Origin of the sequence: Oryzisolibacter sp. LB2S, from assembly GCF_040732315.1 — a bacterium.
GTDB lineage: Bacteria > Pseudomonadota > Gammaproteobacteria > Burkholderiales > Burkholderiaceae_C > Alicycliphilus > Alicycliphilus soli.
Map to the genome: position 1 here is coordinate 1,076,393 of NZ_CP160388.1, position 23,873 is coordinate 1,100,265.

23 protein-coding genes are annotated in these 23,873 nt (G+C 68.6%); 14 read left to right on the top strand and 9 right to left on the bottom strand.

Translation table 11 applies throughout. The features are described from left to right. Positions 1 to 68: 68 nt before the first annotated feature. Positions 69 to 2,012 (bottom strand): molecular chaperone DnaK, encoded by a 1,944-nt coding sequence (gene dnaK, locus ABUE11_RS05110; RefSeq protein ID WP_367067967.1) that lies wholly within the window; start codon positions 2,010 to 2,012, stop codon positions 69 to 71. Positions 2,013 to 2,087: 75 nt separating this feature from the next. Next, positions 2,088 to 2,624: a nucleotide exchange factor GrpE gene (grpE, locus tag ABUE11_RS05115; RefSeq protein WP_367067968.1), complete on the bottom strand. Its 537-nt coding sequence runs from the start codon at positions 2,622 to 2,624 to the stop codon at positions 2,088 to 2,090. A 231-nt stretch (positions 2,625 to 2,855) separates the two neighbouring features. On the opposite strand from grpE, the gene rpsF reads away from it, so the two are divergent. From rpsF to ABUE11_RS05155, 8 genes are all read left to right on the top strand, one after another. After that, positions 2,856 to 3,227 carry a 30S ribosomal protein S6 gene (rpsF, locus tag ABUE11_RS05120; RefSeq protein WP_367067969.1) on the top strand — a complete coding sequence of 124 codons (372 nt, stop codon included), beginning with the start codon at positions 2,856 to 2,858 and terminating at the stop codon, positions 3,225 to 3,227. Positions 3,228 to 3,252: 25 nt separating this feature from the next. Beyond that, entirely contained in the window at positions 3,253 to 3,546 is a 294-nt protein-coding gene (gene priB / locus ABUE11_RS05125; protein ID WP_367067970.1) for a primosomal replication protein N, read from the top strand. Between the two features lie 17 nt (positions 3,547 to 3,563). Beyond that, the gene (rpsR, locus tag ABUE11_RS05130; protein ID WP_042411225.1) at positions 3,564 to 3,845 is read left to right on the top strand and encodes a 30S ribosomal protein S18; all 282 of its coding nucleotides are present in this window, start codon (positions 3,564 to 3,566) and stop codon (positions 3,843 to 3,845) included. Positions 3,846 to 3,857: 12 nt separating this feature from the next. Continuing rightward, complete coding sequence (gene rplI, locus ABUE11_RS05135) at positions 3,858 to 4,307, top strand: 50S ribosomal protein L9 (RefSeq protein WP_367067971.1); 450 nt, start codon at positions 3,858 to 3,860, stop codon at positions 4,305 to 4,307. A gap of 184 nt (positions 4,308 to 4,491) precedes the next feature. Then, entirely contained in the window at positions 4,492 to 5,907 is a 1,416-nt protein-coding gene (gene dnaB, locus ABUE11_RS05140; protein WP_367067972.1) for a replicative DNA helicase, read from the top strand. Positions 5,908 to 5,982: 75 nt separating this feature from the next. After that, complete coding sequence (locus tag ABUE11_RS05145; RefSeq protein WP_367067973.1) at positions 5,983 to 7,515, top strand: aldehyde dehydrogenase family protein; 1,533 nt, start codon at positions 5,983 to 5,985, stop codon at positions 7,513 to 7,515. A 186-nt stretch (positions 7,516 to 7,701) separates the two neighbouring features. Beyond that, the gene (locus ABUE11_RS05150) at positions 7,702 to 8,469 is read left to right on the top strand and encodes a DUF2242 domain-containing protein (protein ID WP_367068749.1); all 768 of its coding nucleotides are present in this window, start codon (positions 7,702 to 7,704) and stop codon (positions 8,467 to 8,469) included. Positions 8,470 to 8,507: 38 nt separating this feature from the next. After that, positions 8,508 to 9,791: a branched-chain amino acid ABC transporter substrate-binding protein gene (locus ABUE11_RS05155; protein ID WP_367067974.1), complete on the top strand. Its 1,284-nt coding sequence runs from the start codon at positions 8,508 to 8,510 to the stop codon at positions 9,789 to 9,791. A 17-nt stretch (positions 9,792 to 9,808) separates the two neighbouring features. On the opposite strand, the gene mltB is transcribed toward ABUE11_RS05155, so the two are convergent. From mltB to ABUE11_RS05175, 4 genes are all read right to left on the bottom strand, one after another. After that, positions 9,809 to 10,873: a lytic murein transglycosylase B gene (mltB, locus tag ABUE11_RS05160; RefSeq protein ID WP_367067975.1), complete on the bottom strand. Its 1,065-nt coding sequence runs from the start codon at positions 10,871 to 10,873 to the stop codon at positions 9,809 to 9,811. Continuing rightward, positions 10,870 to 12,924, bottom strand: a complete 2,055-nt coding sequence (locus tag ABUE11_RS05165; protein WP_367067976.1) for a DUF3488 and transglutaminase-like domain-containing protein — start codon at positions 12,922 to 12,924, stop codon at positions 10,870 to 10,872. The genes mltB and ABUE11_RS05165 overlap by 4 nt, the downstream gene beginning before the upstream one ends. Positions 12,925 to 13,023: 99 nt before the next feature. Beyond that, the gene (locus ABUE11_RS05170; protein WP_367067977.1) at positions 13,024 to 14,013 is read right to left on the bottom strand and encodes a DUF58 domain-containing protein; all 990 of its coding nucleotides are present in this window, start codon (positions 14,011 to 14,013) and stop codon (positions 13,024 to 13,026) included. Further along, complete coding sequence (locus ABUE11_RS05175) at positions 14,013 to 14,933, bottom strand: MoxR family ATPase (RefSeq protein ID WP_367067978.1); 921 nt, start codon at positions 14,931 to 14,933, stop codon at positions 14,013 to 14,015. The genes ABUE11_RS05170 and ABUE11_RS05175 overlap by 1 nt, the downstream gene beginning before the upstream one ends. Before the next feature lie 92 nt (positions 14,934 to 15,025). On the opposite strand from ABUE11_RS05175, the gene ABUE11_RS05180 reads away from it, so the two are divergent. The 6 genes from ABUE11_RS05180 (at position 15,026) to ABUE11_RS05205 (ending at position 21,542) form a co-directional block, all read left to right on the top strand. Further along, a complete protein-coding gene (locus ABUE11_RS05180; RefSeq protein ID WP_367068750.1) occupies positions 15,026 to 15,931 on the top strand; it encodes a histone deacetylase family protein in 906 nt (301 codons plus the stop codon). 13 nt (positions 15,932 to 15,944) lie between these two features. After that, positions 15,945 to 16,733, top strand: coding sequence for an enoyl-CoA hydratase (locus tag ABUE11_RS05185; protein WP_367067980.1), 789 nt, complete (start codon positions 15,945 to 15,947; stop codon positions 16,731 to 16,733). Between the two features lie 200 nt (positions 16,734 to 16,933). Then, positions 16,934 to 17,683: an electron transfer flavoprotein subunit beta/FixA family protein gene (locus ABUE11_RS05190; RefSeq protein ID WP_367067981.1), complete on the top strand. Its 750-nt coding sequence runs from the start codon at positions 16,934 to 16,936 to the stop codon at positions 17,681 to 17,683. Positions 17,684 to 17,705: 22 nt separating this feature from the next. Then, positions 17,706 to 18,638, top strand: coding sequence for an electron transfer flavoprotein subunit alpha/FixB family protein (locus ABUE11_RS05195; RefSeq protein ID WP_367067982.1), 933 nt, complete (start codon positions 17,706 to 17,708; stop codon positions 18,636 to 18,638). Between the two features lie 82 nt (positions 18,639 to 18,720). Then, positions 18,721 to 20,511 carry an acyl-CoA dehydrogenase gene (locus tag ABUE11_RS05200; RefSeq protein ID WP_367067983.1) on the top strand — a complete coding sequence of 597 codons (1,791 nt, stop codon included), beginning with the start codon at positions 18,721 to 18,723 and terminating at the stop codon, positions 20,509 to 20,511. 77 nt (positions 20,512 to 20,588) lie between these two features. Continuing rightward, entirely contained in the window at positions 20,589 to 21,542 is a 954-nt protein-coding gene (locus ABUE11_RS05205) for a nitronate monooxygenase family protein (protein WP_367067984.1), read from the top strand. Between the two features lie 28 nt (positions 21,543 to 21,570). Here the strand turns inward: ABUE11_RS05205 and ABUE11_RS05210 are convergent, their stop codons facing one another. The 3 genes from ABUE11_RS05210 to ABUE11_RS05220 all read right to left on the bottom strand — a co-directional run bounded on the left by ABUE11_RS05210 (position 21,571) and on the right by ABUE11_RS05220 (position 23,873). Continuing rightward, the gene (locus ABUE11_RS05210) at positions 21,571 to 22,389 is read right to left on the bottom strand and encodes a M90 family metallopeptidase (protein WP_367067985.1); all 819 of its coding nucleotides are present in this window, start codon (positions 22,387 to 22,389) and stop codon (positions 21,571 to 21,573) included. A gap of 165 nt (positions 22,390 to 22,554) precedes the next feature. Next, on the bottom strand, positions 22,555 to 23,337 hold the full coding sequence (locus tag ABUE11_RS05215; RefSeq protein WP_367067986.1) for a UDP-2,3-diacylglucosamine diphosphatase: 783 nt from the start codon (positions 23,335 to 23,337) through the stop codon (positions 22,555 to 22,557). 8 nt (positions 23,338 to 23,345) lie between these two features. Further along, positions 23,346 to 23,873: a peptidylprolyl isomerase gene (locus ABUE11_RS05220; RefSeq protein WP_367067987.1), complete on the bottom strand. Its 528-nt coding sequence runs from the start codon at positions 23,871 to 23,873 to the stop codon at positions 23,346 to 23,348.

Here is a 23,873-nt window from a genome sequence, read left to right on the forward strand (position 1 = left end):
AGTGATTGCGCCGCGCCGTCCCCGGTCACGGGGCGCGGCGCGGCGGTGGCATCGGCGTGGCGGCTGCATCAGCCCTTCTTGACTTCCTTCACCTCGGCGTCCACCACGTTGTCGTCCTGTGCGGCGCCACCGGCTGCGCCGCCGGCCGCGGCCTGCGCGGCGGCGTCGGCACCCGCACCCTGGGCCGCCTGGGCGTCGGCGTACATCTTCTCGCCGAGCTTCTGGCTCGCGGTCATCAGGGCCACGGTCTTCTCGTCGATGGCTGCCTTGTCCTCACCCTTGAGGGCGGCCTCAAGGTCCTTGATCGCGGCCTCGATCTTCTCCTTCTCGCCGGCGTCGAGCTTGTCGCCATGCTCGACCAGGGCCTTGTGCGTGCTGTGCACGGCGGCTTCGCCCTGGTTGCGGGCCTGCACGAGTTCGAGCTTCTTGTGGTCCTCGGCGGCATTGAGCTCGGCGTCCTTGACCATCTTCTGGATTTCCTCCTCGGACAGACCCGAGTTGGCCTTGATGGTGATCTTGTTTTCCTTGCCCGTGCCCTTGTCCTTGGCGCTCACATGCAGGATGCCGTTGGCGTCGATGTCGAACGTCACCTCGATCTGCGGCGTGCCGCGGCTGGCCGGCGGAATGCCTTCGAGGTTGAACTCGCCCAGCAGCTTGTTGGCGCTGGCGATCTCGCGCTCGCCCTGGAACACCTTGATCGTCACGGCCGGCTGGTTGTCCTCGGCCGTGGAGAAGGTCTGCGCGAACTTCGTCGGGATCGTGGTGTTCTTGCTGATCATCTTGGTCATCACGCCGCCCAGGGTCTCGATGCCCAGGGACAGGGGGGTGACGTCCAGCAGCAGCACGTCCTTGCGGTCGCCCGAGAGCACCTGGCCCTGGATGGCCGCGCCCACGGCCACGGCCTCGTCGGGGTTCACGTCCTTGCGCGGATCCTTGCCGAAGAATTCCTTGACCTTGTCCTGCACCTTGGGCATGCGCGTCATGCCGCCGACGAGGATCACGTCGTTGATGTCGGACACGCTGATGCCGGCATCCTTGATGGCCGTGCGGCAGGGCGCGATGGTGCGCTCGATCAGGTCGTCCACCAGGGACTCGAGCTTGGCGCGCGAGAGCTTGATGTTCAGGTGCTTGGGACCCGTGGCGTCGGCCGTGATGTAGGGCAGGTTGATGTCGGTCTGCGACGAGTTGGAGAGCTCGATCTTGGCCTTCTCGGCTGCTTCCTTCAGGCGCTGCAGGGCCAGCACGTCCTTGGACAGATCGACGCCTTGCTCCTTCTTGAACTCGGTGATGATGTAGTCGATGATGCGCTGGTCGAAGTCCTCGCCGCCCAGGAAGGTGTCGCCGTTGGTGGCCAGCACCTCGAACTGCTTCTCGCCATCGACGTCGGCGATCTCGATGATGGACACGTCGAACGTGCCGCCGCCCAGGTCATAGACGGCGATCTTGCGGTCGCCCTTGTCCTGCTTGTCCAGGCCGAAGGCCAGGGCGGCTGCCGTGGGCTCGTTGATGATGCGCTTGACGTCCAGGCCCGCGATGCGGCCCGCGTCCTTGGTGGCCTGGCGCTGGCTGTCGTTGAAGTAGGCGGGGACGGTGATGACGGCCTCGGTCACGGGCTCGCCCAGGTAGTCCTCGGCGGTCTTCTTCATCTTGCGCAGCACCTCGGCGCTGATCTGCGGCGGGGCCAGCTTCTGGCCGCGCACCTCGACCCAGGCGTCGCCGTTGTCGGCCTTGACGATGTTGAAGGGCATCAGGTCGATGTCCTTCTGCACTTCCTTTTCCTCGAACTTGCGGCCGATCAGACGCTTGGCGGCGTAGATGGTGTTCTTGGGGTTGGTCACGGCCTGGCGCTTGGCCGAGGCGCCGACGAGGATCTCGCCGTCATCCTGGTAGGCAATGATGGACGGCGTGGTGCGTGCGCCCTCGCTGTTCTCGATCACGCGCGTGGTGTTGCCTTCCATGATGGACACGCAGCTGTTGGTTGTGCCCAGGTCGATACCGATGATTTTTCCCATGTTTTTCTCCGAATGCTGAAATGTTTGGATGTGTCTTAACTGTGAATGACTGGCGCCGTTTTCAAGGGCGGGCGCTTATTTTGGTGCCGCCACCGTGACCAGGGCCGGGCGCAGCACGCGGTCTGCGATCAGGTAACCCTTTTGCAGCACGCTGACCACCGTGTTCGCCTCCTGGTCGGCGGGCACCATGCTGATGGCCTGGTGCTGGTGCGGATCGAATTTGGTGCCGGCGGCGGGGTTGACCACCACCACCTTGTTGCGCTCGAGTGCGCCGACCAGCTGGCGCAGCGTGGCGTCCGAGCCCTCGCGCAGCTGCTCGGCCGTGGCGCTTTCGATGGCCAGGGCCGCGTCCAGGCTGTCGCACACGGGCAGCAGGCTTTCCGCAAAGCTCTCGATGCCGAACTTGCGGGCCTTGGAGACCTCCTCCTCGGCGCGGCGGCGGGTGTTCTCGGCCTCGGCCTTGGCGCGCAGGAACTGGTCGGCCAGTTCGGCGCTCTTGGCCTTGAGCTCGGCCAGCTCGGCCTGCAGGCGCGCCAGCTCGTCGGCGGCATTGGCCGCCATGGCGGCTTCGATCTCTTCGGGTGCGGGTGCGGAATTTGCGTTATCGGACATGTCGACTGCGGTTGCGTGATAGGGGTGATCGATGTGTGATGCGCCCCAGATAGGGGCGGCGCGCCGGACTTCAAGCGTCCGGGGCTGGATGGGTGCCTGCGGGCTCGTCCGTCGCTGCCTGGGTGCCGGGGCTGCAGTGTACAGGCGGCGCTCCCGTAGTTATAATGCCCGGCTTTGCCTTGCCACACCGCTACGCGACGCTGCGGGTGGTGCCATCCAAAAGGAGTTTGCATGCGTCACTACGAAATCATTTTGTTGATCCACCCGGATCAGAGCGAGCAGGTTCCAGCCATGCTGGAGCGCTACAAGGGCATGATCACCGCCGGCGGTGGTCAGGTGCACCGCGTGGAAGACTGGGGTCGCCGCCAGCTGGCCTACCTCATCAACAAGCTGGCCAAGGCCCATTACCTGTGCCTGAACATCGAGGCCGACCAGGCCGTGATGGCCGAGCTCGAGCACGCCTTCAAGTTCAACGACGCCGTGCTGCGCCACCTGACGGTGCAGAAGAAGAAGGCCGAGACCGGCGCATCTTCGATGATGAAGACCGTCGAGCGCGAAGAGGCACGCAAGGCCAGCCAGGCCGAAGCCGCCGCCGAGCGCTGATAGCTCCACCTGTTCGCCAGGAGGTGTGAACAACCATTGGACCCTGACGGCCTGTATCGCCGAGGCACAGCCCCTGCGCTACACGCCCGCCGGCCTGCCGGCGCTGGATCTGCGGCTCGAGCACGAGTCGCAGCAGAGCGAGGCAGGTGTGGTGCGCATCGTCAGGGCCAGCGTCAAGGCGCTTGCCTTTGGCGCGCTGGCCGAGCGGCTGGCCCGACAGGCACTGGGAAGCCGCTGGCTGTTCCAGGGCTTTGTGGCCCAGGGGCGCGGCGGCAAGGGTCTGGTGTTCCACATCCAGGACATCCGTCAACAAGATTAATTTTCAAGAGGCTACACATGGCCACGTTCAAGAAATTCAACAAGGACAAGCGCCCCAAGCGCAACACCCAGTCGCTGCTGTTCAAGCGCAAGCGCTTCTGCCGCTTCACCGTCGCCGGCGTCGAGGAAATCGACTACAAGGATGTCGACACCCTGCGTGACTTCATCGCCGAAAACGGCAAGATCATCCCGGCCCGCCTGACCGGCACGCGCGCCATCTATCAGCGCCAGCTCAACACCGCCATCAAGCGCGCCCGCTTCCTGGCCCTGTTGCCCTACACCGATCAGCACAAGATCTAAGGAGCCGAAGCCATGCAAATCATTCTGCTCGACAAGGTCGTGAACCTCGGCAACCTCGGCGAAATCGTCAAGGTCAAGGACGGCTACGCCCGCAACTTCCTGATCCCCACGGGCCGCGCCCGCCGCGCCACCGCCGCCGCCAAGGCCGAGTTCGAGGCCCGCCGCGCCGAGCTGGAAAAGGCTGCCGCCGAGAAGCTGGCCGCCGCCCAGGCACAGGGCGAGAAGCTCGCCGGCACCAGCGTCAAGCTGACCCAGAAGGCCGGCGTGGACGGCCGCCTGTTCGGCTCCGTGACCAACCAGGACATCTGCGAAGAGATCAACAAGCTGGGCTTCAACCTGGTGAAGTCGCAGATCCGCATGCCCGGTCTGATCAAGACCGTGGGCGACAACACCATCAGCGTGGCCCTGCACACCGATGTGGTCGTCGACGTGACCGTCTCGGTCTACGGCGAAACCGCCTGATCGCCCCGCGTTCCGGCACCGCCGACAAGAGCCGCCCCTGGGGCGGCTTTTGTTTTTTGCGCCGCGCCCTTGTGCACCCGCGGCCCACCGCCAGTGCACTGCTTATCCACAGGGTTGTGCAATGACGTGCCCGCCGGCGCCCGCTAGCATTTCACGCCTGCCCTCCATCCCAAGCCATTGCCCCATGTCCGCCGTGTTGTCCGATCCCCTTGAAGGCCTTGTCTCCGCGCCGCCCGACCGCGAGGTTGCCCAGCTGCGCGTGCCGCCGCATTCCATCGAGGCCGAGTCCAGCGTGCTCGGCGGCCTGCTGCTGGACAACATGGCCTGGGACCGCGTGGGCGATCTGCTCGTCGATGGCGACTTCTACCGCCACGAGCACCAGCAGATCTACGCCGCCATCGGCGCGCTGATCAACGCCAGCAAGCCGGCTGACGTGATCACGGTGCACGAGCACCTGCAGGGCATGGGCAAGGCCGAGGAGACCGGCGGCCTGGCCTATCTGAACAGCCTCGCGCAATATGTGCCGAGCGCCAGCAACATCCGCCGCTACGCCGAGATCGTGCGCGAGCGGGCCATCCTGCGCAAGCTCGTGACGGCCAGCGACGAGATCGCCACCAACGCCTTCAACCCCCAGGGCAAGGCGGTGGACCGCATCCTGGACGAGGCCGAGCAGAAGATATTCGCCATCGGCGAAGAGGGCTCGCGCATGAAGCAGGGCTTTCAGTCGCTCGACACCCTGGTCGTGGACCTGCTCGACCGCGTGCAGGAGATGGCCGACAACCCCATGGACGTGACCGGCGTGCCCTCGGGCTTCGTCGACCTCGACCGCATGACGAGCGGCCTGCAGGCCGGCGACCTCGTGGTGCTGGCGGCGCGCCCCTCCATGGGCAAGACCTCGTTCGCCGTGAACATCGCCGAGCATGTGGCGCTCAACGAGGGCCTGCCCGTGGCCATCTTCTCGATGGAAATGGGCGCGGCCCAGCTGGCCGTGCGTATCGTGGGCTCGATCGGCCGCGTGAACCAGGGCAATCTGCGCACCGGCAAGCTCACCGACGAGGAATGGCCGCGCCTGACCGAGGCCATAGAGCGCCTGCGCACCGTGAGCCTGCACATCGACGAGACGCCGGGCCTCACCCCCGCGGAGCTGCGCGCCAACGCGCGGCGTCTGGCGCGCCAGTGCGGCAAGCTCGGGCTCATCGTGGTCGACTACCTGCAGCTCATGAGCGGCTCGGGTTCGAGCAGCTCCGACAACCGCGCCACCGAGCTCGGCGAGATCTCGCGCGGCCTGAAGATGCTGGCCAAGGAGCTGCAATGCCCGGTGATCGCGCTCTCGCAGCTCAACCGCTCGGTGGAGCAGCGCACCGACAAGCGCCCCATGATGAGCGACCTGCGCGAATCGGGCGCCATCGAGCAGGACGCGGACATCATCATGTTCATCTACCGCGACGACTACTACAACAAGGACTCCAAGGAGCCCAACATCGCCGAGGTCATCATCGGCAAGCAGCGCAACGGCCCCACGGGTACGGTCAAACTGTTCTTCCAGAAGAACCAGACGCGCTTCGAGAACCTGGCCATGGGCTCGGGCGATGACTACTGATCATCTCTGAATTGATAGCTGCCAGCGCTTGTCTGACAAGGGCTGGAGGCCGATTTCATTGTAAGGAGGCCGGCCATGACGGATTCCCATGCGAGCCTGCGGCAGGTGCTGCAGGCATTGGGCCTCGACCTCGGGCCCCATGAGGGCCGCGACCTCAGCGTGCGCGCGCCGCGCGACGGTGTGCAGCTCGCGCGCCTGGCGGTCCAGGGCGCGCAGCAGGCGCAGGCCGCCATCGACGCGGCCCACCAGGCCTTCCTCGCCTGGCGCGAGGTGCCGCCACCCGTGCGCGGCGAACTCGTGCGCCGCCTGGGCGAGCGGCTGCGCCGGCACAAGGCGGCGCTGGGTGCGCTGGTGTCGCTGGAGGCTGGCAAGATCCTCAGCGAGGGCCAGGGCGAGGTGCAGGAGATGATCGACATCTGCGACTTCGCCGTCGGCCTCTCGCGCCAGCTCCATGGCCTGACCATCGCGAGCGAACGCCCCGGCCACCGCATGATGGAAACCTGGCACCCCATGGGCGTGGTCGGCATCATCACGGCCTTCAACTTCCCCGTGGCCGTCTGGTCCTGGAACGCGGCGCTGGCCCTGGTCTGCGGCGACGCCATCGTCTGGAAGCCCTCGGAAAAGACGCCGCTGTCGGCACTGGCCTGCCAGCATCTGCTGCGCCAGGTGATGGCCGAGTTCAACCAGGAGCGGCCGGGCACCGTGCCCGAGGGTCTGAGCCAGCTCGTCGTGGGAGGGCGCGAGCTGGGCGAGGCGCTTGCGGCTAGCCCGCGCGTGCCCGTGCTCAGCGCCACGGGTTCCACGCGCATGGGCCGGCAGGTGGCCGTCAGGGTGGCCGAGCGCCTGGGCCGCGCCATCCTCGAGCTCGGGGGCAACAACGCCATGATCGTCACGCCCTCGGCCGACCTGGAACTGGCCGCGCGCGCCATCACCTTCGCCGCCGTGGGCACGGCGGGCCAGCGCTGCACCACGCTGCGCCGCCTGATCGTGCACGCCTCGGTGGCCGACGCGCTGCTCGCGCGGCTCACCCGGATCTACCTGAGCATCACGATCGGCGACCCGCTGCAGGATGGCACGCTGGTCGGCCCGCTGATCGACCGCGCGGCCTTCGAGGCCATGCAGGCCGCGCTCGCGCAGGCGCGCGCCGAGGGCGGTCAGGTGCTGGGCGGCGAGCGCGTGCGCGAGGACCTCGGGGCCGATGCCTGGTACGTGCGCCCGGCCCTGGTGCAGATGCCGCGCCAGAGCGCGCTGGTGGCGCAGGAGACCTTTGCGCCCATCCTCTATGTGCTGCGCTACGCGGGCGACGTGGACGAGGCCATCGCGCTGCACAACGCCGTGCCCCAGGGCCTGTCCTCGGCCATCTTCACGCAGGGCCTGGTCGAGGCCGAGCGCTTCATGTCCGCCGCGGGCAGCGACTGCGGCATCGCCAACGTCAACATCGGCACCTCGGGCGCCGAGATCGGCGGGGCGTTTGGCGGCGAGAAGGACACGGGCGGCGGGCGCGAGTCGGGCTCGGACGCCTGGAAGGGCTATATGCGCCGCGCAACCAACACCATCAACCATGGCGGCGCGCTGCCGCTGGCCCAGGGCGTACGCTTTGACTTGTGATGGGCGATGGGCTGCGCGCCGCGGGCCAAACTTGCGTGAGATCCGTGGTTTCGAGGCCGGTGACGGCCACGCGCCCCGCGCGCGCCGGCACAATGCGGGCTGCGCAAACTCGTATTGCCCGATTGTTCCGTGACCCGATTGCAACGTTTTCTTCTCCATGCCGGCCTGGGCCTGTGGGCCGGCGCCATGCTGGCGGGCTGCGCCCGCCTGCCCGAGGCCATGCCCGGTCTGGAGCGCGGCCTGCAGTTCACCCCCAATGACTTCGACGCGAGCAGCATGCACACGCGCCATGTGCTGGCCTCGCAGGCGCTGACCTGCGAGGCCGCGCGCCGCGCGCTGCTCAGCCAGGGCTATGTGGTCAACCAGGCCACCGCCGACATGGTGGCGGGCCGCAAGTACTACCAGCCGCACCACGACGTGCACTACGAGGTCGAGATGCGCGTGGTCTGCGCCCCCGAGGGCCAGGGCGACGCGCGCACCGCGGCCTTCGCCAGCGCGCTGCAGGACCGCTATGTGATCAAGAAGGTCAACAACTCCGCCTCGCTGGGCGTGGGCGGCGTGGGCTCGGTGTCGCTGCCCGTCTCGGCCACCGACGACACCCTGGTCAAGGTCGGCAGCGAGACCATCACCGACGCGAAGTTCTACGAGCGCTTCTTCCAGCTCTTCGAGCGCTATGTGCGCCTGGCCCCGCCCGGCAGCACCAGCGTGCAGCTGCCGGTGGAGGCCGCAGCGGCCAAGGCTCCGGCGCCCGCGCAGGCCGCCGACCCTGCGCCCGCGCAGGCCGCGCCACCGGCGGCGGCTGCGTCCACGGCGGCCGTGCATGCGCCGGCCGCCAGCGTCCAGCCCCTGCCGCAGCAGGAGCCTGTCGAGCAGCAGGCCGCGGGCCCGCTCCAGACGCCCGAGCAGCGCGACGACGCGCCGCCGCTGAGCATTGAGCAGCTCATGGCCCAGTGAGGGGCTGAGCGCCCGACCCATTCATGTTTGCTTTGTCCATGTCTTCGATCTCCCGTCGCCAGGCCGTCCACGCCTGCACCCTGGCCCTGCTGTCCATGGCGGGCACGGGCGCCCATGGCCGCGCCGCTTCCGCTGCGCCGCCCATCAGGCTCGCGCTCATTGAGAGCCTGTCGGGCAGCTTTGCCAACACCGGCGAGGCGGTGTTTCGCAACCTGCTCTGGGCGACCGAGCGCGTGAATGCGCGCGGCGGCGTGAAGCTGCCCGGCGGCGCCCGGCCGCTCGAGATCGTGCGCTACGACAGCAAGGGCTCGAACGAGGAGGCGCTGTCGGCGCTGCGCGCGGCCATCGATGACGGCGTGCACTTCGTCATGCAGGGCAATTCCTCGGCCACGGCCACCGCGCTCGTCGAGGCCATCGCCAAGCACAACCAGCGCGAGCCGGCCAAGCGCGTGGTGTTCCTCAACTACTCGGCCGTGGACCCGGCGCTGACCAACGAGCGCTGCAACTTCTGGCACTTTCGCTTCGACGCCCATGCCGACATGCGCATGGCCGCGCTCATGGACGTGATGCGCGGGGACAAGGCGCTCAAGAGCGTCTATCTGATCGGCCAGGACTACAGCTTCGGCCAGGCCGTGCTGCGCGAGGCGCGGCGCCAGCTGGCGGCCCAGCGCCCCGATGTCGCCATCGTCGGCGACGAGCTGCACCCCGTGGGCCGCGTCAAGGACTTCGCGCCCTATGCCGTGAAGATCAAGGCCAGCGGCGCGCAGGCGGTGATCACCGGCAACTGGGGCAACGACCTCACGCTGCTCGTCAAGGCCGCGCGCGAGGTGGGCTACGACGGCATGTTCTACACCTTCTACGGCAACGCGCTGGGCGCGCCCGCGGCACTGGGCCAGGCCGGCGTGGGCAAGGTGGTGGCCGTGGCCGACTGGCTGCCCAACCTGCCCACCAAGGGCAGCGAGGATTTCTACCGCGCGTTTCGCGCGCGCTTTCCGCAGCCGCAGGACGACTATGTGCACATGCGCATGCAGCTCATGATCGAGGCCCTGACCCAGGCCATGGAGCAGGCGCGCAGCGTTGACCCGCTGCCCGTGGCGCGCGCGCTCGAGCAGGCCGATGTCACGCTCTACGGCCAGTCCGGCCGCATGCGCGCGGCGGACCACCAGTTCCAGCAGGGCCTGGTCGTGGGCGTGATGGACCGGCTCGGCGCGCCGGGCGTGAAGTTCGACGTCGAAGGCTCGGGCTACGGCTTTCGCGTGGTGCGCCAGATCGCGGCCGACAAGGCGCAGCTGCCCACGACCTGCCAGATGCAGCGGCCCTGAGCCGCGTTGGGTGGCGCTCAGGGCCGCGCCGCCGCCACCGCCCGGCCGAGCTCGATCACGGCCATGGCGTAGTAGCTCGACCAGTTGTAGCGCGTGACGGCGTAGAAGTTCTCGGTGCCGGCCACGTAGCTCGGCGCGTCCGCGCCGTTCTGCAGCTCCACCAGGGCCAGCGCGCCGGTGTGCTGCGCGGCCTCGGCCGGCAGCTGCACGCCCATGTCGGCCATGCGGGCGCTGCTGAAGGTGGGCAGGATGTCGGGCGCGAGCAGTGCATCGAGCTGCAGATGGGCGGGGTCGAACTGCACGGCGTAATGCGTGGGCATGCCCGCCGTCCAGCCATGGCCGACGAAGTAGTTGGCGACCGAGCCGATCGCGTCCTCGGCGCTTTGCCACAGGTCGATGCGGCCGTCGCCGTCGAAGTCCACCGCCCAGCGCGCCCAGCTCGATGGCATGAACTGGCCCATGCCCATGGCGCCGGCGTAGCTGCCGCGCGGGCTGTGCGGGTCCATGCCGGTGCGGTCCATGAGGGTCAGGAACTGCTCGAGCTCGCGCTGGAAGAAGGCGCGCCGCTCGGCCGCGCGCGGGTGGGCGTCGGGGAAGTCGAAGGCCAGCGTGGCGAGTGCATCGATCACGCGGTAGCCGCCCATGTGGCGGCCGTAGAGCGTCTCCACGCCGATGATGCCGACGATGATCTCGGCGGGCACGCCGTACTGCGTCTCGGCGCGCGCCAGGGTGTCGGCATGCTCCTGCCAGAAGCGCAGGCCCGCGCGTATGCGCGTGGGCTCGACAAAGCGCGCCCGGTAGGCGGCCCAATTCTTGGGGCTTCCCTTCGGGGGCGGCAGCACCAGGCGTGGCACCTCGCGCAGCAGGCGCGCCTGGCCTATGGCCTGGCGCACCCATTCGCGGTCCAGGCCGCGGCGCTCGGCCAGGTCGTCGGCAAACCGCATGGCCTCGGCGCGCTGGGCATATTGCGGTGCGGGCGCCGCCTTGGTGCCGTGTTTTTTATGGTCATTTTTGGCCGCAGCGCCCATGGACAGGGCGCTGGCAGCTATCAAAATTATGGTCTTGCGGGTCAGGGATGTCATGGCGTTTCCGTGCTGCGCGATTGTGCCGTGGGCCAGGGCAGGCGGGCGAACTCGCGCCGCAGCTCGGGCAGGGCGGTGCCCGGCCGGGGGGCATAGCGTGCCTGGTCCAGGCGCACAAGCCATTGGGCGACGGCCTCGGCGGGCTCCCCCCAGTGGCCTTGCGCCATGCGGGCCATGGTGCGCGCGGGCAGATGGGCGGCCAGGGGTAGGCCGGCGCGCGCCAGGCGCGTGCGGCAGCGCTCGAGCAGGCGCTGCCAGGGGTCCTGGCGGCTGCGCTCCCACAGAGCCCACAGCGCGCCCGCGGCGGCCGTGATGCCAATCGCCAGGCCCAGCAGGCGCACCAGGTCCTGCCAGCTGGGCGAGCGCATGCCCAGGGCCTTGAGCAGGTTCATCTGGCGCCCCTGCGTGTAGTTGAGCACCCATTGGTTCCAGCCGTTGTTCACGGCCTCCCACACGGTGCGCAGGTGCTGCAGCAGCGTGGGGCTGACCACGCTGTCCATGGCCGTGCCGAACATGCCGCGCGGCGCCTGCAGCCGCTGCAGCGTACCCACGCGGCCCGGAGCCACGGCGCCCGTGGGGTCCACGCGCACCCAGCCGCGCCCGTCCATCCAGACCTCGGCCCAGGCATGGGCGTCGCTCTGGTACACCGTCCAGTAGCCGTCGATGGCGTTGAGCTGCCCGCCCTGGTAGCCCGTGACGATGCGCGCGGGTACGTCCAGCGCACGCATGAGCACCACGAAGGCCGAGGCGATGTGCTCGCAGAAGCCCTGCTTGCGCGTGAACCAGAACTCGTCTGCCGTGTGCTCGCCGTACAGGCCGGGCTCGAGCGTGTATTCGTAGCCGCCGCGCGCCAGGCGCTGCAGGGCGGCATCGACATAGGCCTGGGCGCCGCCACGGCTCAGGCGCTCGTCGGCCTGCATCTGCCGCGCCAGCTCCTGGGTGCGCGGGTTTAGGCCCGCGGGCAGCTGCACATAGGCCTGCAGCGCGCGTGTGCGCCGCAGCGGCCCGTGGGAGAAGTCAAGGTGGCTGCTCGCGCGGTAGCGCAGCAGGCTGTTGACGGGGCGGCTGGAGCTCCACTGCAGCTCGGGGGACATCAGGGCCGACTGGCCCGGCGGCAGCTCGGGGCGCTGCAGGGCCGCGTCCAGCGTCAGCAGCCAGGGGCTGCGGTGGGGCTCGAGCGTGACCTCGTAGTGCAGCGCCGGGCCCCGCACCTGCAGCAGCGCGGGCGTGGGCATGGCCGCGGTGATGGCGCGCGCCTCGGGCTGCGAGAGGGCCCACCAGTCGCGCCCGTTGAAGACCGTGAGCACGGGGCCGCGAAAGTACAGATCCCGGGGCGCGGGTGGCGCGCCGTCGGGCGTGTCGAAGCGCACGCGCATGGCGACGCTGCCGTCCTGCACGAGGGAGGCCATGCTGCCCACGCTCATCTGCGCGGACAGGCCGGTGCGCGCGCTGGTTTTGTCCGCCGGCATGCCCCACAGCGGCGCCATGCGCGGAAACAACAGGAACAGCAGCGCCATGATGGGTGCGCCCAGCAGCATCATGCGCGCGGCCTGGCGCATGGCCAGGGCCAGCGGTGGCCGGCCCACGGGCATGTGGGCGTTGACCAGGGCGGTGAGCAGGCCCAGCAGCCCCACGAGCATGACGGCCGCGATGGGCAGCGCCTGCGAGAAGAAGAAGTTGCTCAGCAGCGTGAAGAAGCCCAGGAAGAACACCACCATGGCGTCGCGCCGCGCGCGCAGCTCCAGCGTCTTGAGCGCCAGCAGCATGGCGATGAGCGTCACGCCCGCGTCGCGCCCGATGATGGTGCCGTGCGAGAGCAGCGTCAGCAGCACGACCAGGGCCAGCAGCAGCGCCGTGAGCCAGCGCCCCGGCAGGGGCTGTCCGCGCCAGGCCAGCCAGGCGCGCCAGGCCAGCAGCAGCGCCGTCATGGCGCTGGCCCAGGGCGGGAGGTGCGCCACCAGCGGGCCGATGCAGCAGGCGATGACGGCCAGCAGGAACAGCGTGTCGCGTGTGTCGCGCGGCAGGCGCGCGAGCTCGCCGGCGAGGTTCATGACCGGCCTCCGCGGCCCGGACAGCATGCGGGTAAGCTATTGAAAAAATAGCTGTCCGCGCTTGACGGTATTAGGGTGATCGTCGATTTCATTCGAATTTCAGCTGAGCGCCAGCGCCTCCAGGCAGCGGCGCCGGTGCGCCGGTCCATGGTCGGGCGCGATCTGCTGGCCCGGCAGGCGCAGGCCGTAGTCCACGCCCAGGCGGTCGGCCTGCAGCACCCAGGCCGCAAGGCGCGACAGGCGCTCCTCGGGCTGCTGCAGTCCCGTGGCGCCATGGTCCAGCCACAGCCCCTGGCGCCGCGACTGCTGGGCGTCGCGGCTGACAAGGTCGGCGTTGCCCGTGGCCAGCGACCGGGCGGCTTTCTTCCAGACCACGAGCCTGAGCGGATCGCCGCGCCGGTAGGCGCGCACGCCATCGAACTCCACGCCGCCGCGGGCCTGGGCCGCGCCGGCGCCGGTCTGCTGGGCCTCGGCCTGCGGCAGCGGGGGGGCGGGCGTCTCGGGCCGTGGATAGACCATGACCTGGGCGGCCGGGCGCCACAGCGCCCAGACGCGAAACGTGCCCAGCGGGTAGCGCGTCTCCAGGCGCAGCGTGGGCACGGTCTGCAGGCCGCGGCGCGTGGGCTGGAAGGACAGCTCGACCATGGCGCTGCCCTGGCCCGGCACATCGGTCCAGGCCCATTGCGCGGCCTGGCTGCCGCGCACGGCCACGGCAATGCCATAGCGCACGGACGCCGTGGCGCTGTGCAGCTGCACCTGCAGGGCCGCGCGCGCTCCCAGAAACTGCGGCTCGGGCTGCAACAGCCGCAGCTGCAGGCCGCGCAGCGTGCCGTGGCACAGGTGCACGCTCACGATGGCGCTGCCGGCGAGCAGAAAGGTCAGCAGATAGCCCAGGTTGAGCTGGAAGTTGATCGAGGCCACGAGCAGCACCAGCAGCGTGAGCGCCAGCATCCAGCCCGAGGCCGTGGGCAGGATGTAGCAGTTGCGCTGCGTCAGCGTCAGGGTGTCGCTCTGCGGCAGGCGCAGGGTCCACCAGCGCCGCCAGCGTCTGGTCACGGCCGTCCAGTGGGAGTGCAGTCTGCCGAACATCAGGGCAGGGGCACGGATTCGAGCATGGCACGCACCTGCTCCACGCTGCCGCGCCCGGCGCTGCCCACGGGCACCAGGCGGTGGGCGATGGTCTGCGGCAGCACGGCCTGTACGTCGTCGGGCGCCACGTAGTCGCGCCCCTCGATCAGGGCCCGGGCCTTGGCGGCGCGCATCAGCGCAATGCCGGCGCGCGGCGACAGGCCCTGCACGAACCACTGGCCCGAGCGCGTGGCCGCGATCAGGTCCTGCACATAGCCGAGCAGGGGTGCGGCAGCATGCACGGCCAGCACCTGGCGCTGCAGCGCGTCGAGCTCGCCCTGCGACAGCAGCGGGGGCAGATGGGCCACCATGTCCCGGCGGTCGCCGCCGGCGAGCAGTTCGCGCTCGCTGGCACGGTCGGGGTAGCCCAGCGAGATGCGCATCAGAAAGCGGTCGAGCTGGCTCTCGGGCAGCAGATAGGTGCCGAGCTGGTCGTACGGGTTCTGCGTGGCGATCACGAAGAACGGCTGGGGCAGGGGGCGCGTCGCGCCCTCCACCGAGACCTGCTTTTCCTCCATGGCCTCGAGCAGCGCGCTCTGCGTCTTGGGGCTGGCGCGGTTGATCTCGTCGGCCAGCAGCACCTGGGTGAACACCGGGCCGGGATGGAAGCGAAAGTCCTCCGTGCCGCGCTCGTACACCGACACGCCCGTGAGGTCGCTGGGCATGAGGTCGGCGGTGAACTGCACGCGTGTGAACTGCAGGCCGAAGGTGCGCGCGAGCGCATGGGCGAGCGTGGTTTTGCCGACACCGGGTACGTCTTCGATGAGCAGGTGACCGCCGGCCAGAAGGCAGGTCACGCAGTCCTGGACTTGTAAGCTTTTCCCGGTGATCACCGTGTTAAGCTGGTCCAACAGGGATTGGATCTTGTGCTGTGCGTGCATGGTGCGACGTTACCTGAAAACAATTGATACAACGGAGATGAACGGTGAGCAAGACGGGCTATTACACCCACAGCGATTGCCGCAAGCATGAAATGGGGCCCGGTCACCCGGAATGTCCGGCGCGGCTCGATGCCATCGAGGACAGGCTGCTGGTCACGGGCGTTGCCGATGCGCTCGATCATCGCGAGGCGCCGCTGGCGTCGCTGACGGACATCGAGCTCGCCCATGACCGCATGCATGTGGCGGCGCTGCGAGGGCTGGCCCTCAGGGTTGCCGAGGAAGAGGATGCCGGCGGCTCGCCCTACATCCAGCTCGACACCGACACCGCCATGAACCGCCACACCTGGACCGCGGCCCTGCGTTCGGCCGGCGCCGCCGTGGCCGCCGTCGATGCCATCATGGCTGGCGAGCTCGAGAACGCCTTTTGCAGCGTGCGCCCGCCGGGCCACCATGCGGAACACAACAAGGCCATGGGCTTTTGCTTCTTCAACAACGTGGCCGTCGCCGCCAAGTACGCGCTGCAGCGCTACAACTTGAAGCGTGTGGCCGTGGTCGACTTCGACGTGCACCATGGCAACGGTACCGAAGACATCCTGGCCGGCGACGAGCGCGCCCTCATGGTCAGCATCTTCCAGCATCCCTTCTACCCCTACTGCGGCGACAAGGACCCGGCGCCCAACATGCTCAACGTGCCCGTGCCCGCCTATACCAAGGGCATGGACGTGCGCGAGATCGTCGAGATGGTGTGGATGCCGCGCCTGGAGGAATTCAAGCCCGAGATGATCTTCATCAGCGCGGGCTTTGACGCTCACCGCGATGACGACATGGGCCAGCTCGGCCTGACCGAGCAGGACTACGCGTGGATCACCATGCGCATCAAGGATGTCGCGCGGCGCTTCTCCCACAAGCGCATCGTCTCCTGCCTCGAGGGGGGATATGTGATGGGGCCGCTCGCGCGCAGCGTGGAGGCCCATGTGCGCGTGCTGGCCGATCTGTGAAGGAATGGGACCGATGACGAATGCAACGGAGCTGCTGCAGGTGGCGCGCGACGGGCGCGGCGTGGTCACGCTCACGCTCAATGACCCGGCGCGCTTCAACGCCCTGGGCCACGACATGCTTGCCGCGCTGCAGTGCGCCCTGGCCGATGTGGCGCAGGACGATGAGGCACGCGTCGTCGTGCTGGCGGCTGCGGGCAAGGCCTTTTGCGCCGGCCACAACCTCAAGGACATGGCGGCGCACCCGGACCTGGCCTGGTACCAGGATTTGTTCACGCGCTGCAGCCGCATGATGCTCGCCATCCACCGGCTGCCCGTGCCGGTCATCGCACGCGTGCATGGCATGGCCACGGCGGCGGGCTGCCAGCTCGTCGCGCAATGTGACCTCGCCGTGGCCAGCGAGGCGGCGAGCTTTGCCACCAGCGGCATTCACTACGGCCTGTTCTGCGCCACGCCCAGCGTGCCGCTGGTGCGCAACGTGCCGGCCAAGCGGGCCATGGAAATGCTGCTCACGGGCGACTTCATCGACGCGCGCACGGCGCTCGCCGAGGGGCTGGTCAACCGCGTGGTGGCGCACGAGGCGCTCGACGCCGAGGTCGAATCCCTGGTGCAGGCCATCGTGCAGAAGCCGCGCGCCGCCGTGGCCATGGGCAAGGCCCTGGTCTACCAGCAGCGCGAGCTCGGCCTGGAGGCTGCCTACCAGCTCGCCGGCCAGACCATGGCCACCAACATGATGGACGAGGCCGCGCAGGAGGGCGCACGCGCCTTTGCCGAAAAGCGCCAGCCGGCCTGGAAGCGGGGTTGACCGCCCCGGCTCCAAGACCCCCTGCAGGCCCTACGGAATGCCTCTCGACCATACGGGAACTCGCTGGCATAATCGCCAAAAAGCACGATCGTTCGTTTTTACGTACCTGTTGGCTTGCGCATGGCGCGTGTTGCAGTGCGCAATAGAATGGACGGGTTTACGTACACGTCAATCAATCAACCATTGAAGGAGCCGCAGCAATGAAGGTCTTGGTCCCCGTCAAACGCGTGGTGGACTACAACGTGAAGGTCCGCGTGAAGTCGGACGGCACGGGTGTGGACATCGCCAACGTCAAGATGAGCATGAACCCCTTTGACGAGATCGCCGTCGAAGAGGCCGTGCGCCTCAAGGAAAAGGGCGCCGCCACCGAGGTCATCGCCGTCTCCTGCGGCGTGGCGCAATGCCAGGAAACCCTGCGCACCGCCCTGGCCATCGGCGCCGACCGCGCCATCCTGGTCGAGACCGACGCAGAGCTCCAGCCCCTGGCCGTGGCCAAGCTGCTCAAGGCCCTGGTCGACAAGGAACAGCCCGGCCTCGTGATCCTGGGCAAGCAGGCCATCGACGACGACGCCAACCAGACCGGCCAGATGCTCGCCGCGCTCGCCGACCTGCCCCAGGCCACGTTCGCGAGCAAGGTGGAGGTCGCAGGTGACAAGGTCAACGTCACGCGCGAGGTCGACGGCGGCCTGGAAACCCTGGAGCTGAGCCAGCCGGCCGTCATCACCACCGACCTGCGCCTGAACGAGCCGCGCTACGTCACGCTGCCCAACATCATGAAGGCCAAGAAAAAGCCGCTCGAGACCGTCAAGCCCGAGGACCTGGGCGTGGACGTGGCCCCGCGCCTGAAGACCCTCAAGGTGGCCGAGCCCCCGAAGCGCGGCGCCGGCATCAAGGTGCCCGACGTGGCCACGCTGGTCGCCAAACTCAGGAATGAAGCCAAGGTCATCTAAGGACCGGTAGGAGAACAAGACCATGACCGCACTCGTTATTGCCGAACACGACAACGCAAGCCTGAAGAGCGCCACCCTCAACACCGTCACGGCCGCCGCCGCCTGCGGGGGCGAGGTCCATGTGCTCGTCGCCGGAGAAAACGCTGGCGCCGCCGCCCAGGCCGCCGCCCAGATCGCCGGCGTCGCCAAGGTGCTGCACGCCGACGGCGCCGCCTTGAAGGACGGCCTGGCGGAAAACCTCGCCGCCCAGGTGCTCGCCATTGCCGGCGGCTACAGCCACATCCTGTTCCCGGCCACGGCCAGCGGCAAGAACGTGGCCCCGCGCGTGGCCGCCAAGCTCGACGTGGCGCAGATCAGCGACATCACCCGCGTCGACAGCCCCGATACCTTCGAGCGCCCCATCTACGCGGGCAACGCCATCGCCACCGTGCAAAGCGCCGACGCCGTGAAGGTCATCACCGTGCGCGGCACGGGCTTTGATGCGGCCGCTGCCACCGGTGGCAGCGCCCAGGTCGAGACCATCGCCGCCGTGCAGGACGCGGGCAAGAGCCGCTTTGTGGGCCGCGAGGTCACCAAGAGCGACCGGCCCGAGCTCACCGCAGCCAAGATCATCGTCTCGGGCGGCCGCGCGCTGGGCAGCGCCGAGAAGTTCAACGAGGTCATCACGCCGCTGGCCGACAAGCTCGGCGCGGCCATTGGCGCGAGCCGCGCGGCGGTGGACGCGGGCTATGCGCCCAACGACCTGCAGGTGGGTCAGACGGGCAAGATCGTCGCGCCCCAGCTCTACATCGCCTGCGGCATCTCGGGTGCGATCCAGCACCTGGCGGGCATGAAGGACAGCAAGGTCATCGTGGCCATCAACAAGGACCCCGAGGCGCCCATCTTCAGCGTGGCCGACTATGGGCTGGAGGCCGATCTGTTCCAGGCCGTGCCTGAGCTGGTCAAGGCCTTGTAAGCCAGCACACCGATCCAAGGCATCGCTTGCGATGCCTTTTTTTTGACTGCCATTGGCATCGATTCTGTATTGAAGGACCCCCATGAGCTACACCGCCCCCATCAAGGACATGCTGTTTGCCATCGAGCATCTGGCACACATCGACCAGGTGGCGCAGATCCCCGGCTTCGAGGATGCCGGCCTGGACACGGCCGCCGCCGTGCTCGAGGAATGCGCCAAGTTCAACGAGGGGGTGGTGGCGCCGCTGAATGTCGAAGGCGACAAGAACCCTTCCTCGTTTGCCAATGGCGAGGTCACGACGACGCCCGGCTTCAAGCAGGCCTTTGCCCAGTTTGCCGAGGGCGGCTGGCAGGGCCTGCAGCACCCCGCGGACTTCGGCGGCCAGGGCCTGCCCAAGACCATTGGCGCGGCCTGCGGCGAGATTCTCAACAGCGCCAACCTGAGCTTTGCACTCTGCCCGCTGCTGACCGACGGCGCCATCGAGGCGCTGCTCACGGCCGGCAGCGAAGAGCTCAAGGCCACCTATCTCGAAAAGCTGATCAGTGGCCAATGGACCGGCACCATGAACCTGACCGAGCCCCAGGCGGGCTCGGATCTGGCCCTGGTGCGCTCGCGCGCCGAGCCGCAGGGTGACGGCACGTACAAGGTCTTCGGCACCAAGATCTTCATCACCTACGGTGAGCACGACATGGCCGAGAACATCGTGCACCTGGTGCTGGCGCGCGTGGCCGGCGCGCCCGAGGGCGTCAAGGGCATCAGCCTGTTCGTCGTGCCCAAGTTCATGGTGAACGCCGACGGCAGCCTGGGCGCAAGGAACGACGTGCACTGCGTCTCCATCGAGCACAAGCTCGGCATCAAGGCCAGCCCCACGGCCGTGCTGCAGTTCGGCGACCATGGCGGCGCCGTGGGCTACCTCGTGGGCGAGGAGAACCGCGGCCTCGAATACATGTTCATCATGATGAACGCCGCCCGCTACGCCGTTGGCATGCAGGGCATTGCCGTGGCCGAGCGCGCCTACCAGCATGCCGTGCAATACGCCCGCGACCGCGTGCAGAGCCGCCCCGTGGACGGCAGCCTGCCGGGTGCCGGCCCCATCATCCACCACCCCGACGTGCGCCGCATGCTCATGACCATGCGCGCCTACACCGAGGGCTGCCGCGCCATGGCCACGGTGGCCGCGGCCGCCTACGACGCCGCACACCACCACCCGGACGCACAGGTGGCCAAGGACAACGCGGCCTTCTATGAATTCATGGTGCCGCTGGTCAAGGGTTACAGCACCGAGATGAGCCAGGAGGTCACCAGCCTGGGCGTGCAGGTGCACGGCGGCATGGGCTTCATCGAGGAAACCGGCGCCGCGCAGTACTACCGCGACGCACGCATCCTGACGATCTACGAGGGCACGACGGCCATCCAGGCCAACGACCTCGTGGGCCGCAAGACCGCACGCGACGGTGGCCAGATGGCCAAGGCCGTGGCCGCGCAGATCGAGGCCACCGAGGGCGCGCTGCGTGCCAGCGGCACGGCCGACGCGCTGGCCGTGGCGCGGCGCCTGACGGCCGCGCGCCAGGCCTTCCTGGACGCCGTGGACTTCATCGCCGCCAACACCCGCGCCAACCCGAACGCCGCCTTTGCCGGCAGCGTGCCCTACCTGATGCTGGCGGGCAACGTAGTGGCCGGCTGGCAACTGGGCCGCGCGCTGCTCGTGGCGCAGGAGCTGTCAAACAAGGGACAGGACGCAGGCTTCATGCAGGCCAAGATCGCTACCGCGCGCTTCTACGCCGAGCACATCCTCGTGAAGGCGGGCGCGCAGCGCGATGCCATCGTCGAGGGCGCCTCCAGCGTCACGGCAATGGCGCTGGAAGCCTTTTGATCGACCCCTTGTTTTGATAGCTGTCCGCGCTTGCCTGGCAAGCGCTGGAGCCTGATTTGACTATGGAGACTGCCCGCATGTCCAAGCTGCCGCCGGCTTTGCGAAAGCTCACGCTGCCCGTGATTGGTTCACCGCTGTTCATCATCAGCAATCCCAGACTCGTCATCGAGCAGTGCAAGGCCGGCATCGTGGGCTCCATGCCCGCGCTCAATGCCCGGCCTGCGTCCCAGCTCGACGAGTGGCTGCACGAGATCACAGAGACCCTGGCCGCCTGGGACCGGGCACATCCGGACAGCCCCTCGGCGCCGTTTGCGATCAACCAGATCGTGCACAAGAGCAACGAGCGGCTGGAGCACGACATGCAGGTCTGCGCCAAGTACAAGGTGCCCATCGTCATCACGTCCCTGGGCGCGCGCGAGGATGTGAACCAGGCCGTGCATGGCTGGGGTGGCGTCGTGCTGCACGACATCATCAACAACAAGTTTGCGAAGAAGGCCATAGAGAAGGGCGCCGACGGCCTGATCGCCGTGGCGGCCGGCGCAGGCGGCCATGCGGGCGTGAAGAGCCCGTTTGCGCTCATTCAGGAAATCCGCCAGTGGTTCGACGGGCCGCTGGCGCTGTCGGGCTCGATCGCCTCGGGCGGCGCCATCCTCGCGGCCCAGGCTTGTGGAGCGGACTTCGCCTACATCGGCTCGGCCTTCATCGCCACGCACGAGGCGCGAGCCGTGGACGCCTACAAGCAGGCCATCGTCGATGGCAGCTCCGACGACATCGTCTACAGCAATCTGTTCACGGGCGTGCATGGCAACTACCTTGCGCCCTCGATCCGCGCGGCCGGGCTGGACCCGGACAACCTGCCCGAATCCGACCCGAGCAAGATGAACTTCGGAGGCGACGCGAAGAAGGCCTGGAAGGACATCTGGGGCTGCGGCCAGGGCATCGGCCATATCACCGAGGTCACGTCGGCCGCCGAACTCATTGCGCGCCTGCGCCGCGAGTACCAGGCAGCGCGCGAGCGCCTGGCGCTCTGAAGCCTGCTCTCACGGCTGCTCTCACGGCTTACGGGCGAAAGAAGGCGTCGAGCACCGGCGCCAGCGTGGGAAACTCCTGCGCAAAGCGTGGCCGATCAATGAGGTAGGCCTCGCAGGCCACGGCGAAGAACTCCGCGGGTGCCGTGGCCCCATAGGCGTCGAGCCAGGGCCAGTCGCCGCCGAAGCGCTCGGCGATGATGACCTGCTCGCGGAACTGCTCGTAGGCCGGCTCCCAGGCCGCGCGCCAGGCCGCATGGGCCGCGCGCACGCCGGTCGTACCCATGAAGCCCGGCGGCAGCGGCGGGTTGCCGTCGGCCGGGCCGTTCCTCATGTCGATCTTGTGCATGAACTCGTGGATCACCACGCTGCTCGCCTGCCCATGGCCGGCGCCGTCCACGGCGGGCCAGCTCAGCATCACCGGGCCATGCTCCATGGCCTCGCCCAGCAGCACCTCGTCGTAGTGGTGCACCACGCCGGCCTCGTCCACGGCCTTGCGCCGCGCGAGCGCCTCGGCCGGGTGCACGACGATGCCGACAAAGTCGTCATACCAGGCCAGCGCCGTCTCCGGCGCGCCCCAGTGCAGCAGCGGCAGACAGGCCTGGGCGGCGATGGCCACGGCCATGGCGTCCGTCACCTGCAGGCCATGGGCGCCGCTGAACTCCTTGTGCTGCAGGAAGAGCGCGCTCAGGGCGCGCAGCTTGGCCTGGTCCTGCAGGGGCAGGGCGGCCAGAAAGGCGTGGCGCTGCAGCGTCTGCAGCCACAGGGCGGCGGAGATCTCGGGGACCGGCGCGATGGCGGCGCGCAGGCGCCGGGCCATGCGGCGCAGAAAGTGCAGGGCGGCGGCCATGCCGCTAGTGTCCTGGGTTGGAGGTTCGTTGAAAAACAAATCGACCGAGATCGGTGCCAGGCAAGGCGCGAACCGCAGCCATAGCCGTAGCTATGGCGAGGGTTCGCAACGCCGCATGGCGCCGATATTCGGGTGATCTGCTCATCGAATTTCCAATTCAGGACGCTAGGTGGGGGCGACGGCCAGCCGCTGCAAGCCGTCTGCCGTCAGCCGCAGCACGCCGGCGCGCGGCGGGTGGGCCTGCAGGTCCCAGTCGGTGAGCACATGGCGCGCCAGGCCCGGCGCCAGCACATGGTCGGCGGGCAGGTGGGTGTGGCCGTGGATGAGCGCCTGGGCGCGTGCGGCCCGCAGCCAGGCCACGGCGGCATCGGCGTCCACGTCGGCATAGACGGCGCTGCCCGAGCGCTTGCGTGCCTCGCTCTCGCTGCGCGCGCTGCGGCCCTGGGCGCGGCGCTCGGCGAGCGGGCGCGCCAGCAGCCGGGCCTGCCACTCGGGGTTGCGCGCCACGGCACGAAAGCGCTGGTACTCGACATCGTTCAGGCACAGTGCGTCGCCGTGCGACAGCAGCCAGCGCCGGCCTGCAAAGCTCAGCACCGTGGGGTCGGCGAGCAGGCCCACGCCGGTCTGGCGCGTGAAGGCCGTTCCCACGAGAAAGTCGCGGTTGCCATGCATGAAGAACAGCGCCCGGCGCGCGGCAGCGGCGGCCAGCAGGGCGCAGCATTGGCCCTCGAAGCTGCCAGGCTCGGCCATCGCGTCGTCGCCGACCCAGACCTCGAACAGGTCGCCCAGGAAGAACACCGCGTCGGCGGGCGTGGCGTCCAGATAGCGCCGCAGCGCGTCCAGCGTGGCGGGCTGGGCCGGCTCCAGGTGCAGGTCGGCCAGGAAGTCGACCGTGCGCCAGCCGGCTGGCGCGGCCAGCTCGGTCATGGCGGGCACGGTGTGGGCCATGGCGTGAATTACAGCGCCACGGCCTTGTCGATGACCACGGCGTCAAAGGGCACGTCGTCGTGGAAGCCCTTGCGCGTGGTGCGCACCTTCTTGATGGCGTCGACCACGTCCTCGCCCTTGACCACCTTGCCGAACACGGCGTAGCCCCAGCCCTGGGGCGTGGGCGAGGTGTGGTTCAGGAAGGCGTTGTCCACCACGTTGATGAAGAACTGCGCCGTGGCGCTGTGCGGCTCGCCCGTGCGCGCCATGGCGATGGTGTACTTGTCGTTCTTCAGGCCGTTGGCGGCCTCGTTCTCGATCGGGGCGTCGGTGGCCTTCTGCTTCATGTCGGCGGTGAAGCCCCCGCCCTGGATCATGAAGCCCTTGATCACGCGGTGGAAGATGGTGCCGTCGTAATGGCCCTTGTTCACGTAGGCCAGGAAGTTGGCGGTCGACTTCGGCGCGTTGACGGCGTCGAGCTCGAGCGTGATCACGCCCTGGGTTGCGGTCTCGGCGACGTTGATGGTGACATGCAGTTCGACTTGCGGGTTGCTCAT

What these genes read in the sequence shown, in the direction of transcription:
- rpsR (WP_042411225.1), top strand. Translation starts at nt 3,564, where the DNA reads ATGGCCACGTTCAAGAAATTCAACAAGGACAAGCGCCCCAAGCGCAAC.
- dnaK (WP_367067967.1), bottom strand. Translation starts at nt 2,012, where the DNA reads ATGGGAAAAATCATCGGTATCGACCTGGGCACAACCAACAGCTGCGTG.
- ABUE11_RS05210 (WP_367067985.1), bottom strand. Translation starts at nt 22,389, where the DNA reads ATGGCCGCCGCCCTGCACTTTCTGCGCCGCATGGCCCGGCGCCTGCGC.
- ABUE11_RS05215 (WP_367067986.1), bottom strand. Translation starts at nt 23,337, where the DNA reads ATGGCCCACACCGTGCCCGCCATGACCGAGCTGGCCGCGCCAGCCGGC.
- rpsF (WP_367067969.1), top strand. Translation starts at nt 2,856, where the DNA reads ATGCGTCACTACGAAATCATTTTGTTGATCCACCCGGATCAGAGCGAG.
- mltB (WP_367067975.1), bottom strand. Translation starts at nt 10,873, where the DNA reads ATGACATCCCTGACCCGCAAGACCATAATTTTGATAGCTGCCAGCGCC.
- ABUE11_RS05200 (WP_367067983.1), top strand. Translation starts at nt 18,721, where the DNA reads ATGAGCTACACCGCCCCCATCAAGGACATGCTGTTTGCCATCGAGCAT.
- ABUE11_RS05170 (WP_367067977.1), bottom strand. Translation starts at nt 14,013, where the DNA reads ATGTTCGGCAGACTGCACTCCCACTGGACGGCCGTGACCAGACGCTGG.
- ABUE11_RS05165 (WP_367067976.1), bottom strand. Translation starts at nt 12,924, where the DNA reads ATGAACCTCGCCGGCGAGCTCGCGCGCCTGCCGCGCGACACACGCGAC.
- ABUE11_RS05195 (WP_367067982.1), top strand. Translation starts at nt 17,706, where the DNA reads ATGACCGCACTCGTTATTGCCGAACACGACAACGCAAGCCTGAAGAGC.
- ABUE11_RS05155 (WP_367067974.1), top strand. Translation starts at nt 8,508, where the DNA reads ATGTCTTCGATCTCCCGTCGCCAGGCCGTCCACGCCTGCACCCTGGCC.
- dnaB (WP_367067972.1), top strand. Translation starts at nt 4,492, where the DNA reads ATGTCCGCCGTGTTGTCCGATCCCCTTGAAGGCCTTGTCTCCGCGCCG.
- ABUE11_RS05175 (WP_367067978.1), bottom strand. Translation starts at nt 14,933, where the DNA reads ATGCACGCACAGCACAAGATCCAATCCCTGTTGGACCAGCTTAACACG.
- ABUE11_RS05185 (WP_367067980.1), top strand. Translation starts at nt 15,945, where the DNA reads ATGACGAATGCAACGGAGCTGCTGCAGGTGGCGCGCGACGGGCGCGGC.
- ABUE11_RS05205 (WP_367067984.1), top strand. Translation starts at nt 20,589, where the DNA reads ATGTCCAAGCTGCCGCCGGCTTTGCGAAAGCTCACGCTGCCCGTGATT.
- grpE (WP_367067968.1), bottom strand. Translation starts at nt 2,624, where the DNA reads ATGTCCGATAACGCAAATTCCGCACCCGCACCCGAAGAGATCGAAGCC.
- ABUE11_RS05180 (WP_367068750.1), top strand. Translation starts at nt 15,026, where the DNA reads ATGGGGCCCGGTCACCCGGAATGTCCGGCGCGGCTCGATGCCATCGAG.
- ABUE11_RS05190 (WP_367067981.1), top strand. Translation starts at nt 16,934, where the DNA reads ATGAAGGTCTTGGTCCCCGTCAAACGCGTGGTGGACTACAACGTGAAG.
- ABUE11_RS05145 (WP_367067973.1), top strand. Translation starts at nt 5,983, where the DNA reads ATGACGGATTCCCATGCGAGCCTGCGGCAGGTGCTGCAGGCATTGGGC.
- ABUE11_RS05150 (WP_367068749.1), top strand. Translation starts at nt 7,702, where the DNA reads ATGCTGGCGGGCTGCGCCCGCCTGCCCGAGGCCATGCCCGGTCTGGAG.
- rplI (WP_367067971.1), top strand. Translation starts at nt 3,858, where the DNA reads ATGCAAATCATTCTGCTCGACAAGGTCGTGAACCTCGGCAACCTCGGC.
- ABUE11_RS05220 (WP_367067987.1), bottom strand. Translation starts at nt 23,873, where the DNA reads ATGAGCAACCCGCAAGTCGAACTGCATGTCACCATCAACGTCGCCGAG.